At 63.7% G+C, this 13,305-nt stretch carries 9 protein-coding genes; 6 read left to right on the forward strand and 3 right to left on the reverse strand.

Annotated elements, in window-relative coordinates:
- Positions 1–82: 82 nt before the first annotated feature.
- From GKIL_RS10960 to GKIL_RS10985, 6 genes are all read left to right on the forward strand, one after another.
- Positions 83–1,873 (forward strand): response regulator, encoded by a 1,791-nt coding sequence (locus tag GKIL_RS10960; protein WP_023173654.1) that lies wholly within the window; start codon positions 83–85, stop codon positions 1,871–1,873.
- Positions 1,870–3,501, forward strand: coding sequence for a PAS domain-containing sensor histidine kinase (locus GKIL_RS10965; protein ID WP_023173655.1), 1,632 nt, complete (start codon positions 1,870–1,872; stop codon positions 3,499–3,501). Before GKIL_RS10960 ends, GKIL_RS10965 begins: the two co-directional genes overlap by 4 nt.
- Entirely contained in the window at positions 3,498–3,872 is a 375-nt protein-coding gene (locus GKIL_RS10970; RefSeq protein ID WP_023173657.1) for a response regulator, read from the forward strand. The genes GKIL_RS10965 and GKIL_RS10970 overlap by 4 nt, the downstream gene beginning before the upstream one ends.
- Positions 3,873–4,121: 249 nt before the next feature.
- Entirely contained in the window at positions 4,122–7,526 is a 3,405-nt protein-coding gene (locus tag GKIL_RS10975; RefSeq protein ID WP_023173659.1) for an ATP-binding protein, read from the forward strand.
- A complete protein-coding gene (locus GKIL_RS22635) occupies positions 7,523–8,734 on the forward strand; it encodes a hybrid sensor histidine kinase/response regulator (RefSeq protein WP_023173660.1) in 1,212 nt (403 codons plus the stop codon). Before GKIL_RS10975 ends, GKIL_RS22635 begins: the two co-directional genes overlap by 4 nt.
- 91 nt (positions 8,735–8,825) lie before the next feature.
- The gene (locus GKIL_RS10985; protein ID WP_023173661.1) at positions 8,826–9,308 is read left to right on the forward strand and encodes a hypothetical protein; all 483 of its coding nucleotides are present in this window, start codon (positions 8,826–8,828) and stop codon (positions 9,306–9,308) included.
- A gap of 84 nt (positions 9,309–9,392) precedes the next feature.
- Here GKIL_RS10985 and GKIL_RS10990 read toward each other — a convergent pair whose 3' ends face one another.
- The 3 genes from GKIL_RS10990 to GKIL_RS11000 form a co-directional block, all read right to left on the reverse strand.
- Positions 9,393–9,926 (reverse strand): universal stress protein, encoded by a 534-nt coding sequence (locus GKIL_RS10990; protein WP_023173663.1) that lies wholly within the window; start codon positions 9,924–9,926, stop codon positions 9,393–9,395.
- Positions 9,927–10,158: 232 nt separating this feature from the next.
- The gene (locus GKIL_RS10995) at positions 10,159–10,656 is read right to left on the reverse strand and encodes a universal stress protein (protein ID WP_023173664.1); all 498 of its coding nucleotides are present in this window, start codon (positions 10,654–10,656) and stop codon (positions 10,159–10,161) included.
- A gap of 71 nt (positions 10,657–10,727) precedes the next feature.
- Positions 10,728–13,199 carry a cation-translocating P-type ATPase gene (locus tag GKIL_RS11000; RefSeq protein WP_023173665.1) on the reverse strand — a complete coding sequence of 824 codons (2,472 nt, stop codon included), beginning with the start codon at positions 13,197–13,199 and terminating at the stop codon, positions 10,728–10,730.
- Positions 13,200–13,305 lie beyond the last annotated feature (106 nt).

Consider the following 13,305-nt stretch of genomic DNA (forward strand, 5'->3'; position numbering starts at 1 on the left):
GTTGGTAACGACTTAAACTTTGATGCTGCTGCCAGGCCCGTAGGATTGGGGCAGACGGGTGGACGGTCTGGCCGGGGGATGGATGAAAATTTTGCTCGCAGAAGATGACGAGGCCCAGGCTGAGGCGATCCGGGCTTTTTTGAGCGCCCAGCGCTACAGCGTCGAGGTGGTACACGACGGTCGAGCGGCCCAGGATCTGGCGGCAATCTATAGCTTTGATCTGGCTTTGCTCGATGTCGGGTTGCCGGGGCTCAGCGGCATCGAGGTGTGCCGGTGGCTGCGCAAGGAGGGCCGGCGGTTGCCGGTGTTGTTGCTGACCGGGCGCGACGGGAGCGCCGACAAGGTGGCTGGTCTCGATGCTGGGGCGGACGATTATCTGGTCAAGCCCTGCGATCTGCCGGAGCTGGCGGCCCGGATCCGGGCGCTGCTCAGACGGGGAGCGGCGGGTAGTGCGCCGGTCCTTGGCTGGGGCAAGCTGCAATTCGATCCGAGTAACTGCCAGGTACACTGGCAGGACCAGCTTCTGCGCCTTTCTCCCAAGGAGTACAGTCTGCTGGAGTTATTTTTGCGCGGTGGCCGGCGGGTCTACAGCCGTGCGGCGATCATCGATCATCTCTGGCCGATGGAGGAGCCACCGGAGGAGGACACGGTCAAGGCCCACATCAAAGGTCTGCGCCACAAACTGCGGGAGGCCGGGGCACCGGCGGACCTGATCGAGACGGTCTATGGCCTGGGCTACCGCCTCAAATCGCCGGAGCCCAAACCCGACGAGGGGCTCCCGGCGGCCCTCGCTGCGGTCTGGGAGCGCCACAAAGAAACGATCTTTTTGCGGCTGGAACCACTGGAAGCGGCCCGCCGGGCTGAATTGAGCGGGCAGTTGAGTGCTCAGTTGCGCGATGAGGCCAGGCAGGCTGCCCACAAGCTCACTGGCTCGCTGGGCACCTTCGGTCTGGGCGAAGGATCCCGCCTGGCCCGCACCCTGGAGCAGGCTCTGCAGCGGAGTGGACCCCTCACCGACCGCTTTACGACGGATCTGGCGGCGCTGCGGCGCGAACTGGAACGGGCCGGTGGCAAAGCAGCCATCGCACCGCAGGAGGCCGGACGGGTGCCTGTTCTGCTCGCCGTCGATGTCGAGGTGCAGGTATGGACGCAGATCAGCGCCTTCGCGGCGGGGAACTACGCCCTACTCCACGTCCGGGGCGTTCCCGAGGCCCAGCGGGCGATCGAGAAGCAGCGGCCAGATCTGGCGGCGATCGACCTGCATCCAGCCGGATTAGAGCCGGGCGATCGCTCCCGGCGCTGGGAACTCGTCGCCGCGCTGGTGGCGGAGGCGGTGCCGGTACTGGTGCTGGGCGAGGCCGACGCTTTTTTGGAGCGCGTCGAGGCGGCCCGCCGTGGCAGCCGGGCCTTTGTCGAGCGGACGATCGAGGCGCGCTTATTCTGGAAGGTGATTCAGCGCACGCTCGCCCAACGGGGCACCCAGGCGAAGGTGATGATCGTCGATGACGACCGCGAACTGCTCGCGGCGCTTCAAACACTGCTTGCAGACTGGCCGCTGGAACTGGTCACCCTGAGCGACCCGCACCAGTTCTGGCCGCTCCTGGCATCAGCCCGGCCCGATCTGCTGGTGCTCGATGTCGAGATGCCCGACATCAGCGGCGTCGAGCTGTGCCGGATCGTGCGCGCCGATCCGGCCTGGCAGCAGTTGCCGGTGCTTTTTTTAAGCGCCCACACCGACGCTGCGACTGTGCAGCGGCTGTGGTTGAGCGGCGCTGACGATTACATCCAGAAGCCCGTCAGCGGAGCGGATCTGGCCGCGCGCATCCTCAATCGCCTCGATCGCCTGCACGCCCAATCGGAGTTGCTCAGATGAACCCACCGGAGACAGACGCCCAGCACAAGATCTTGCAGGAGCTGGCGAATGTCCGCTTTGCCCTCGATCAGTCCTCGATCGTGGCGATCACCGACGCGCGCGGCGAGATTATCTACGTCAACGACAAATTCTGCGAAATTTCGCGCTACCGCCGCGACGAGTTACTCGGCCAAAACCATCGGATCATCAACTCCGGCTTTCACCCGCCCGCCTTCTTTACCAATCTGTGGCGGACGATTCGCTCCGGCCAGGTCTGGCGGGGCGAGATCAAAAATCGGGCCAAAGACGGCACGTTTTACTGGGTAGACACGACGATCGTCCCTTTTTTGGACGAACATGGCCGACCACAGCAGTACGTTTCGATTCGCAACGACATCACCGAGCGGCGGCGGGTCGAGGAGCAACTGCGCCAGGCCAAAGAAGAACTGGAGTACCGCGTCGCGGAGCGCACCTGGGAGCTGACTGAGGCCAACGCCCGGCTGTCGCTGGAGTTGACCGAGCGCAAGCGCACCGAGCGGGCGCTGGCCCTTTTAAGCCGCAAGAACGAACTGATCTTGATTTCTGCCGGTGATGGGATTGTCGGCCTCGACTTGCAAGGACGCATCAGCTTTGTCAATCCGGCTGCGGCGCGCCTGTTCGGTCGCGAGAGCAAGGAGCTGATCGAACAGCCGCTGCACGCCATCGCCCTCGCTGGTCGGCTAACGGGCTATCAGCCCGCTGAATTTCAGATCTATGCCTCGCTGGTGGATGGCCTGGTGCATCAGATGAGCGCCGTCTCCTTCTGCCGCCGCGACGGCTCGACTTTTCCGGTCGAGTACGTAAGCACGCCCATTCTCGACGAAGGGCAGGTGCTCGGGGCGGTGATCACCTTCCGCGACATCACCGAGCGGCAGGCGATCGAGCGGCTCAAAGAAGAATTTATCTCGGTGGTGAGCCACGAACTGCGCACGCCCCTCGCCTCGATTCGCGGCGCTCTGGGGCTACTTCAAGGCGGGCTCATCGAGACACAACCGGCCCGCGCCGAGCGGATGCTCGCCATCGCCACCACCAACACCGACCGGCTGGTGCGGCTCATCAACGACATTCTTGATGTCGAGCGGATGCAGTTGGGCAAGACGCCGATGGTGCGCCAGCACTGCAACATCGCCGAGATTGGAGCCCAGTCGGTCGAGATGATGCAGATGATGGCAGCCCAGGAGCAGATCAGCCTGCGCACCACCCTGGAGCCGGCCCCACTGTGGGCGGATCCGGACCGGCTGGTGCAGACGCTCACCAACTTGATCAGCAATGCGATCAAGTTTTCTGCGCCGGGTTCGACCGTCTGGGTGCGCAGCCGCCTGGAGGGAGCGAGCGTGCGCGTCGAGGTCGAAGACCAGGGCCGGGGGATTCCAGCGGACAAACTCGAGACGATCTTCGAGCGCTTTCAGCAGGTCGATGCCAGCGATTCGCGCCAAAAAGGCGGCACCGGGCTGGGGCTTGCTATCTGCCGGGGCATCGTCGAACAGCACGGTGGTCGGATCTGGGCGGTGAGCACCCCGGATCTGGGCAGCACGTTTATTTTGACACTGCCGCTCACAGACGAACCGCCGGGCGACACTGCCCCTCAAGGGCGCTCCTCCAGCCTATGAAGCGCATTCTGGTGATCGACGACGAGGCGGACATTCGCGAGGTGATCGAGGCAGCTCTGGAGCTGACCCGCGACTGGCAGGTGCTGCAGGCCGCCTCCGCCGAGGCGGGGCTGAGCGTCGCCGATAAGACGCAGCCCGACGCCATTCTGCTCGATGTAATGATGCCGGGAATGGATGGGCCGACTGCCTTTGCTCGCCTGCAAAAAGAAGCCCACACCCGGCTCATCCCGGTCGTTTTGCTCACCGCCAAGGTGCAGTCGGCTGACCGCCGCCGCTTCGCCGCCCTCGGCGTGGCCGGGGTGATCGACAAACCCTTTGACCCGATGCGGCTGGCCGAGCAGATCGAGGCACTCCTCGGCTGGGACGGCTGAATCTGTGCGTTTTTTAGCTCTGGCGGTGAAAGACGCATGGCGCAGTGCCAGGTGATCAGCAATCACCTCGCTGCTGTCAATAATTCTGAGGGGCCGGGCTGCTCCCCAGGAGGGCACAGTTTAGCTTTACGATCGCTTCTGTAAGAGCCTGGCGTACTATTTTAAGCTTGGTGAAGAAATATGCATCAAGATGTCCCGCAAAGAAGTATCTCTGCTACTTTGTTGAAATCTTGTTCTTAACCGTGCGCAATGGCAGGACGCTCTTCGATCAGCGATCTTGAATCGATCGGGGGCAGCGCCTGCGATCGGAGTTTTCTGGCCGGCGGCGGCGAGATGGGCGAGCGGATCCGCGCCTTCGATTGGGCAGGGACGCCCCTGGGTCCAGTGTCCGTCTGGCCCCAGAGTTTGCGCACCGCCGCGAGCATCGTTCTCAATTCGCTCTACCCGATGTTTGTCTTTTGGGGACCGCAGCGGATCACTCTCTACAACGACGCTTACTGTCCGATGCTTGGAGCGGGCAAGCACCCCTGGGCGCTGGGCCGCTCGGGCGAGCTGGTCTGGCCTGAGATCTGGAGCACGATCGGGCCGATGGTCGAGGAGGTGATCGAGGCGGGCCGGGCCACCTGGTCAGAAAATTTGCCCCTGTTTATCCGGCGCAGCAGCGATCTCGAAGAGACCTACTTCACGTTTTCCTACAGCCCGATCCGCGACGAATCCGGCGGGGTGGGAGGACTTTTTTGTGCCTGCACCGAGACGACCACCCGCGTGCTGAGTGAGCGCCGCCTGCGTACCCTCAGAGATCTTGCCGCCCAGACCGGCAGTGCCCACAGCGCCGAAGCGGCCTGCCACCTGGCCGCCCAGACGTTCGAGGCCAATCCGGCGGACCTGCCCTTTGCCCTGATTTATCTGTTGGACGGCGAGGGACAACGGGCGCTACGCACCGGGGCTGCCGGATCTAAGAGAGTAGTGGCGGCACTGCCAGGGGCGGTGGTGCTGGGGGAGCAGAGCGGTTGGGGTGCGGCGATGCGGGAGGCAATCCAGACTGGGCGGGCCGTCGTCGTCACCGATTTGCTCGCCGCCGCCGGTCCACTGCAAGCTGGATTGTGGCCCGAGGCGATTCGAGAAGCCCTTGTACTCCCTTTTACCGGCAGTGGCCAGGAGCGCCCGGCGGGCTTGCTCGTCGCCGGCATCGGTGCCCGGCGCGTGCTCGACGAGGAGTACCGGGGCTTTCTTGATCTGGCCGCTGCCCAGGTCGGGGCGGCAGTAGCCAATGCCCGCGCCTACGAGAACGAACGGCAGCGGGCGGAGGAACTGGCACAGCTGGACCGGGCAAAGATTGCTTTTTTTAGCAACGTCAGCCACGAATTTCGGACACCGCTCACCTTGATGCTCGGCCCGGTCGAGGAGTTGCTCGCTGCCGGACTGCCGGAGGCGATGCACAGCAAGGCGGAGACGCTCCATCGCAACGGCTTGAGGCTGCTGAAGCTGGTCAACGCCCTGCTCGATTATGCGCGGGTCGAATCGGGCCGCTCGGAGGCACATTTTGTGCCCACCGACCTGGCAGCCTGCACCGCCGATCTGGCCGGTACGTTCCGCACGACGATCGAGAAGGCGGGGCTGGCGCTGGAGGTCGTCTGCCCGCCCGTGGGCGAGCCGGTCTACATCGACCGCAGCCTCTGGGAGCTGATCGTTTTGAACTTGCTGTCCAATGCTTTTAAGTTCACCTTCACAGGCCGGATCAGCGTGCGCCTCAGCCGCGAGGCAAAGACGGTCCTGCTCGCAGTCGAGGACACCGGCACGGGTATCCCGGCGCACGAGCTGCCCCAGCTCTTCGAGCGCTTCCACCGGGTAGAAGGGGCGGTGGGCCGGAGCTTCGAGGGCAGCGGCATCGGCCTGGCACTGGTGGCGGAGCTGGTAAAACTGCACGGCGGCAGCGTCCACGTCGAGAGCGAAGTGGCAAAGGGCAGCAGCTTTCAGGTGCGCATTCCCCTGGGCACTGCCCACCTCCAGCCCGATCAGGTGGGCAGTGCGCCGGAGATTCTGGTAGCGACCGCAAAGCCGATCGCTTTTGTCGAGGAGGTGCGCTCGTGGCTGCCCACCGCTACCGTGGACGAGCAGGGCGGAGCGGGCGAGCAGACAGTGCTGCTCGTAGACGACAACAGCGACATGCGCGCCTACCTGTGTCGATTGCTCTCGCCGCGCTACCGCACCCTGGCCGTAGCCAACGGCCTGGAAGCCCTGGAGGCGATCCGCCGCGCACCGCCGGATCTGGTGCTCACCGACGCGATGATGCCCCGACTCGACGGCTCTGGGTTGATCGAAGCCCTGCGCGCCGATCAGGCGACACGGGATCTGCCTGTGATCATCCTTTCGGCGCGGGCCGGAGAAGAAGCAAAGGTAGAGGGCCTCGTTGCCGGGGCGGACGACTATCTGGTCAAGCCCTTCTCCGCTCGCGAACTGCTGGTGCGCATCGAGGCGGTCTTGAAGATGGCGCACCTGCGGCGGGAAGTGGCCCAGCGCGAGCGCAAACTGCGCACCGAGGCGCAACTGGCCCGCCAGGAACTGGACAGTGTTTTATCGCGCATCGGCGATCTATTTTTGGCCCTCGATCGCGAGTGGCGCTACAGCTACGTCAACGAGCGCGTCTGCGAACTGGTCGGCCTGCCGCGCGAACAGTTGTTGGGCCAGTGCATCCAGGAATTGTTTGCGGAGGCGGGCGGCCTTCCCTTTGACCGTTATCTGCGCGCCGCACTGGACAAGCAACAGCCTGTACATTTTGAATATTTTTCTGAGCGCTGGCAGCGCTGGTTTGAAAACCGTGTCTATCCCTCCGAGGACGGGGTGTCGGTTTTTATCACCGACATCACTGAGCGCAAGCGCGCCGAGGAGCGGCTGCGACTCTGGAACAGCGCGCTGGAGCAGGCGGTGGTGGAGCGGACCGATCAGCTGCGCGAACTCAACGACGAGCTTGAAGGCGAGATCATCGAGCGCAAACGCACCGGGCAGCAGATGCTGCTCTCGCTTCAAGAAAAAGAGTTGTTGTTGCGGGAGATTCACCACCGGGTCAAAAACAATCTCCAGGTGATCGCCAGTCTTTTGAAACTGCAGGCTCACCAGCTTGCCAATGCCAAGTTGACGACTGCCTTTGCTGAATGTCAGCAGCGCATCCAGGCGATGGCGCTTATCCATCAGCACCTCTACCAGTCGGCCAATCTTGCCCGAATCGAGTTCCGGGCGTACCTCAAAGAACTGGTGGGCAGTCTGTTTCGAGCCTACAATGTTTGTCCCCAGCGGATACGGCTAATCCAGGAGATTGCCGAAGTACCTGTCAGTATAGATATAGCGGTGCCGCTGGGTTTGATTTTAAGTGAACTGGTGAGCAATGCTCTGAAGTACGCCTTTGTCGGCAGACGACAGGGACAGTTGCGGTTGCAATTTCGCCGTCTGCGAGACAATTTCTGTCAACTGGTGCTGGATGACGACGGCATCGGCCTACCCGACGATCTGGACTGGCGCTCGACGCAATCTCTCGGGCTGCATCTGGTCCGGCTATTGGTAGAGCAACTGGACGGGAATCTGACGGTTCACCAGGAGACAGGCACCTGCTTTGAGATCACATTTACACTGCCGGATGACAGGGGGAAAATACGATGAGCGCCAGCATTTTAATCGTTGAGGATGAGCGGTTGGTGGCCGAAGATCTGCGCATCAGCGTCGAATCCTTTGGCTATTATGTCTGCGATATTGTCGGCAGCGGCGAACTGGCAGTCGAGCGCTGCAACCAGTTGCATCCGGATCTCGCCTTGATGGACATTCAGCTGAAGGGTTCGTTGAATGGCATCGCCGCTGCCCAGCAGATCTGCCAGAAAAATGATGTTGCCGTCGTTTTTTTGACCGCCTTTTGCGACGCCCAGTTTCTGGAGCAGGCCCAGACCGTTCTGCCCTACGGCTACCTGCTGAAGCCCTACAACGAAAATGAGCTGCGGGCGATGCTCCAGATGGCCCTCTACAAGCACACTGCCGAAAAGCAGATCAGAGAGCAACAGCAGCGCTTGAATGCGATCTTGAGCCGTCTGAACGACCCGGTAGTTCTGCCGTCGGCCTCCCAATCCCTTCAAGTCCAGGAATGGGAGACGGGAGCAGCCCGCAAAGCCAGCCGCGCTGTCGAGCGCAAGGCGCTGTTCGATGGATTGCTGCAGACGCTGGCCCACGAGTTGCGCACGCCGTTGCTGGCCTCGCGGTTGACATTGCGCTCGCTGATGCGCGGAGCGTTTGGTCCGGTCGATCAGGCCCTGCAGGAGGTGCTGAGCGAATCGGAGGGCACCAACGAAGAACTCATCAAGATGGTCGAGACCCTGCTCGAAATCTCCCGCTACGAGACCGGCGCGCAATTTTTGTTGCAAGAACCCCTCGACTGGCACAGGCTATCCAAAGCCGCGATCGAGGGGCTGCGGGCAACTTTTGGGTGCGAGCCCCCCAATATTCACTGCCGCATCGAGCCTGTGCCCGCTCAGGTCATCGGCGATCCGCAGCAGATTGTCTGTCTGCTGCGCTGCCTGCTCGACAACGCCCTGCGCGCCAGCGGACCCGGCGACAGCGTCGAACTGTCGGTCGAATTGCTGCCGCCGCGCCGGGTGAAGGTGAGTGTCAGTGACCAGGGCCAGGGCATCGCGCCGAGCGTGCAAAAGCAGCTTTTTAAAAAGTTTCTTCCCAACCGGCGGCGCGGTTGGGGAGCCGGGCTCAGCCTCTACCTGTGCAATCGGATCGTCCAGGCCCACGGCGGTACGATCGCCGTCAACAGCACCCCTGGCTCAGGAAGTACCTTTTACTTCACCCTGCCTCTGGCGGGCCGACGGCGCTGATCTGGCTGCAGCTTCCCAGGTTTTTCACGATTGGCCCCTATTCTCGAAGGCAAGCCGGGGGACATTTTTTCTCTGGCGACGGGAGTCGAGCATGTCCGGGCGCTTTTGGGATTGGATAGTTGTTTTTAGTCGCTTGTTCGCGCCGCCACCTGCCCTGCCGCGTGCCGCCACGCGCCACTCCCGCATCTACGTGCTGCACGATCTGGAGGCGCTGCGGGCGCTGCTGGTGCGGCTGCGGTGCCGCTTTGAAGAGCAACCGCTCCAGCTTGTGCTGCTGGCGGACGGGGTGGGCTGGCTATTGCGCGTCCTGCTGCCTGTGACCCACCGCATCGACAGCCGCGATCTGGCGGCCCTGCTGGCAGAATTTGCCCAGATCGAACCGTTTGAAGCGCAGTTGGAGAGTACCTTTGAGCAGCTGGAGCAGGGAGCGGACGACGATCTGAGGGGTATCCTGGCCCAGTGCCAGATGCGCGTGCTCTTTTGTGGTCCCCTCGCTGCCATCGAGCCATTGCTCGCTACAGACCTCGCCCAGGGGCAGCCCCAGCCGCCGGATCAATCCGAGCAACCGCGCTAGAGCGCAGCGGTTATCGCTTTGACTCGAGGCCGACAGGAGGGGCAACAGGCGCGCCGGGCCCAGTTGTGTTGCCCTCTGTCTGGGTCAGCCGGTGGTCGCCGGTGTTTGCTCCTGCGCTTCGATGGCGGGGGCGGCGGTGCCCCTGCCCTGCAGTACCAGCACCGAGCAGGGCGCATGGTGCAGCAGATAGTTGCTGATGCTGCCTAAAAACATCTCTCCCAGGCCCGTGCGGCCCCGGCGGCCCAGGACGATCAAATCCGCCGGCCATTCGCGGGCCAGTTTGCCGATCGCGTGCTCCGGTAGACCGAGGTGCTGCACAAAGCTCGCCTCCACCCCGGTTGCCCGCGCCTCGTCCACCAACCTCTGCAGGCGTTCGCTGCTTTTTTTCTGGAGGGTCTCGCGCAGCTCCAGGTAGCGCTCGAAGGCCGCTTCGCCGATAAAAGTGTACAGGTCCTCTGGAGGCGGTACGGGCGCTTCCGGAAAGCCATCGTCTTCGAGGGTCAGTACATGCACCAGGCGCAGGTGGGCACCGGCGAGCTTTGCCAGCGCCAGCGCTTCTGCGAAGACAGTGCGGCTGGTTGGGGAGTTATCGAGGGCTGCGATTATCTTTGTGAACATGGTGGACTCCTGTGGCAGGGCATCTTCCGACCGGATGTGGACCGGGGAAAGCTGAGGTCACGGTTACTGTAGCCAGCGAGTGTGAAAAAACTGGGAAGCCGGGCAGCGCTCTATTCTCGGTTTTTTCACCTCTACGTTCCGGAATCTGACACCTATCTCAGTCCGCGCGGTTGCTGAGGGAACCCGCGCAACGCAATCGGGGCAAACGTCCCAGCGGCGGGGACGCTCTATTTCAGGTGCTCTGGGCGGCGGCTGGCTGGAGGGTACTGACGACCAGCACCGAGCAGGGTGCATGGTGCAGGACGTAGTTGCTGGCGCTGCCTAAGAGTAGTTCGCTCAAGCCCGAGTGCCCCCGGCGGCCCATCACAACCAGATCCGCCTGCCAGCTTGAGGCCAGCTCGCACAGGCAGCGACCGGGATTGCCGGCCTGCTGCCGGACTTCGGCGTGAACCCCCTGTCCGGTGGCCCGTTCGGCGAAGCCCTGGAGCATATCGAGGCCAAATTTCTGGTACTGCTGCCACTGGCGCTGAAAATACTCGTAGACTGTCCCATCGGCTGCGAGCGGATAGGTATCGGCTACCGGCAGGTTGGCCCAGATGCCTTCATCGCCCGAAAGAATATGCACCAGTAACAAAGCCGCCCGATCACCTTGTGCCAGCTCCAGCGCTTTGAGAAAAACCGCTTCGTTTTTGGTGGAACTGTCGAGAGCAGCAAGAATGCGCGCGTACATGATTGCCTCCTGGGGGCGGAACGCGGACTCTTTCAGGGTAGGTAAGCCAGGTGAAGAACTCGGGAAGCGCCCTAGAACTCTGGCTCGTCGATGCCCCACCGCCGGCCAACGGCTTCGCCCACCAGCCAGCTCACGAGCACCAGCGCTGCCATCACCAGCACGAGCGGCGGTTTTAAGGCAACCAGATCGAGCAATTGTCTGAGGGGAGCCAGTCCGATCGCCACCAGCTGCAGAACGACGCCGAGGGCCACCGCCAGATGCACAAAAAGATTGGTGAGAGGTTTGCTGCCCATCCTGCGGGCCGGGTAGACCAGCAGCAGTTGCGCCAGCGCGGCGTAGAGAAAGACGGCGGAGCGGGCAGCGAGTGGTTCCAGGCCGAAGTATGGCAAAAAAGCCAGCAGCGTCAGGCTCACCGCCGCTGTGATCGAGGCGGTGATGAAGATAAAGCGCAGCGAGGCAGCGGTGAGCAGAGGGCTTGTGGCCGGACGCGGCCTGCGGCGCATCGCACCTGGGTCGCGGTCGGCTCCGAGGGCAATCGCCGGTGGTCCGTTGGTGACGAAGTTGATCCACAGTAGCTGGGCGGCACTCAAAGGCAGGAGCAACGCCCCGCTGCTTTCGCGCAGGGCAAGGACGAGGGCTCCCAGCGTGCCGCCCAGTACCAGCAGCACCAGCGCCAGATTGGCGGCGAACAAAAAGCGGAGGAATTTCTGGACATTGGCGTAGATGCCCCGGCCTTCCTCGATCGCGGCGACGATCGTAGCGAAGTTGTCATCGAGCAGCACCAGATCGGCCACCTCGCGGCTGACATCCGAGCCGCGCTGGCCCATCGCCACCCCGACATCGGCGCGCTTGAGGGCGGGAGCATCGTTGACGCCGTCGCCGGTCATCGCCACTACCTCCCCCTGGGCCTGGAGCGCTTCCACCAGGCGCAGCTTGTGCTCAGGCCGGGCGCGGGCGACAACGCTGGTACGGCGCAGCAGCTCGCTCAGGGCCGGTGGATCCAGCCTGTCCAGCTCGTCGCCTGTAAGCACCTCATCGACAGGGAGCGCGATCTGGCGGGCAATGGCCACTGCCGTCCCCGGATGATCGCCTGTGACGATCAAGACACGAATTCCAGCGGCGATCGCCGCAGCGATCGCCGCCTGCACCTCCGGGCGGGGCGGATCCCAAAAAAGCACCAGTCCCAAAAAGAGGAGATCCTGCTCGCCCAGTCCGTCGCCCCAGGCGATCCCCAGTACCCGGTGTCCGGCAGTGGCTGCTGCCGTCGCCCGCGCCCTCCAGGCATTTTTTTGGGCTTCCTCCAGCGAACAGCGCTCCAGCAGCACCTCGGGAGCGCCCTTGAGATAGCTGACCTCCCGCGCCCCCTCGCTCACGCGGACGTGCATACACTTAGAGCGACTGTCAAAACTCTGGGCGGCGCGGCGGGGCCGGGAGCGGCGCACCGCTACGGCATCCAGCCCACAGGTGCGGGCGTACTCCAGCAGCGCCACATCGAGGGGATCGCCCGCCTCCGCTTCGGCGTCGTTGGCCACCACCAGCGCCACCAGCGCCCGCTCGCTGTCCGGTGTATCCAGAGCGCGCACCTGCAGGCGGTTGGCCGTGAGCGTACCGGTCTTATCGGAGGCGATCACCGTCACCGAACCGAGGGCCTCCACCGCCGCCAGACGGCGGACAACCGCTCGCCGCCCGGCCATGCGCTCGACGCCGAGGGCCAGGGTGAGGGTGAGCACCGCCGGCAGCCCCTCGGGAATCGCCGCGACCGCCAGGGCAACCGCAAACAGCAGCACATGGCCCAACTGGCCTATGCCCTCGATGAGCAGGCCCACCAGCACCACGAGGGCTGTCACAGTTAGAATCCAGCGGGCCACCTGATCGCCAAAGACGCGCAGGCGGCGCTCCAGAGGCGTCGGTTCGCTCTCCACTCGATCGAGCAGCGCCGCAAGCTGGCCCAGGGCACTCGCTTTTCCGGTGCGACTGACCTGCAGGTAGGCTCTGCCGCGCACTGTCAGGGTGCCGCTCAACAGTTCCTCGTCCGGCTCGTGCTCCACCGGCAGGCTCTCGCCGGTGAGCATCGACTCGTCCACCGCCAGATTCTCGCAGCTGCGCACAACCCCGTCTGCGGGCACCCGATCGCCCGCCTCCAGGCGCACCAGATCGCCAGGAACGAGGCTGCTGCCTGCGATCTGCTGCCAGCGCCCGTCGCGGTGCGCCCAGATGCGCGGCGCGGCCAGACGCTTCAGCCGGGCGAGGGCCGCCTCAGCCTTTGTCTCCTGATAGACCCCGAGAGCCGTATTGAGCAGCAGGATGACCGCAATCGCCAGCGATTCGAGCGGCAGCCCGTGGTGGCCATTGCCAAGCCACAGGGCCAGATCGACCGCGAGGGCAAAAAGCAGCATGTAGACGAGCGGACTGTGAAACTGGCGCACCGTCCGCCGCCACAGCGGCTCTGCCGCCTGCTCCGGCAGGGCGTTTGGTCCCACTGCCTGCAACCGCCGCTCCGCCTCGGCTTGCCCCAGTCCCTGCCATTCGATCGCACCAACCATCTTGTTGCCCTTCGCTTTCTGGCGTCACTTCTGACAGTAGGCCGCGAAGGTGAATAATCGGGGAAGCGGACCGCAGCAAGCTTCAACGACGGAGTTTCAACTCTCG

This window comes from Gloeobacter kilaueensis JS1 (assembly GCF_000484535.1).
In the GTDB taxonomy this organism is placed as follows: Bacteria; Cyanobacteriota; Cyanobacteriia; order Gloeobacterales; family Gloeobacteraceae; genus Gloeobacter; species Gloeobacter kilaueensis.

Bases quoted from the DNA above. Each gene is read 5' to 3' on its own strand.
- GKIL_RS10960 (WP_023173654.1), top strand. From the start codon at position 83: ATGAAAATTTTGCTCGCAGAAGATGACGAGGCCCAGGCTGAGGCGATC.
- GKIL_RS10965 (WP_023173655.1), top strand. From the start codon at position 1,870: ATGAACCCACCGGAGACAGACGCCCAGCACAAGATCTTGCAGGAGCTG.
- GKIL_RS10970 (WP_023173657.1), top strand. From the start codon at position 3,498: ATGAAGCGCATTCTGGTGATCGACGACGAGGCGGACATTCGCGAGGTG.
- GKIL_RS10975 (WP_023173659.1), top strand. From the start codon at position 4,122: ATGGCAGGACGCTCTTCGATCAGCGATCTTGAATCGATCGGGGGCAGC.
- GKIL_RS22635 (WP_023173660.1), top strand. From the start codon at position 7,523: ATGAGCGCCAGCATTTTAATCGTTGAGGATGAGCGGTTGGTGGCCGAA.
- GKIL_RS10985 (WP_023173661.1), top strand. From the start codon at position 8,826: ATGTCCGGGCGCTTTTGGGATTGGATAGTTGTTTTTAGTCGCTTGTTC.
- GKIL_RS10990 (WP_023173663.1), bottom strand. From the start codon at position 9,926: ATGTTCACAAAGATAATCGCAGCCCTCGATAACTCCCCAACCAGCCGC.
- GKIL_RS10995 (WP_023173664.1), bottom strand. From the start codon at position 10,656: ATGTACGCGCGCATTCTTGCTGCTCTCGACAGTTCCACCAAAAACGAA.
- GKIL_RS11000 (WP_023173665.1), bottom strand. From the start codon at position 13,199: ATGGTTGGTGCGATCGAATGGCAGGGACTGGGGCAAGCCGAGGCGGAG.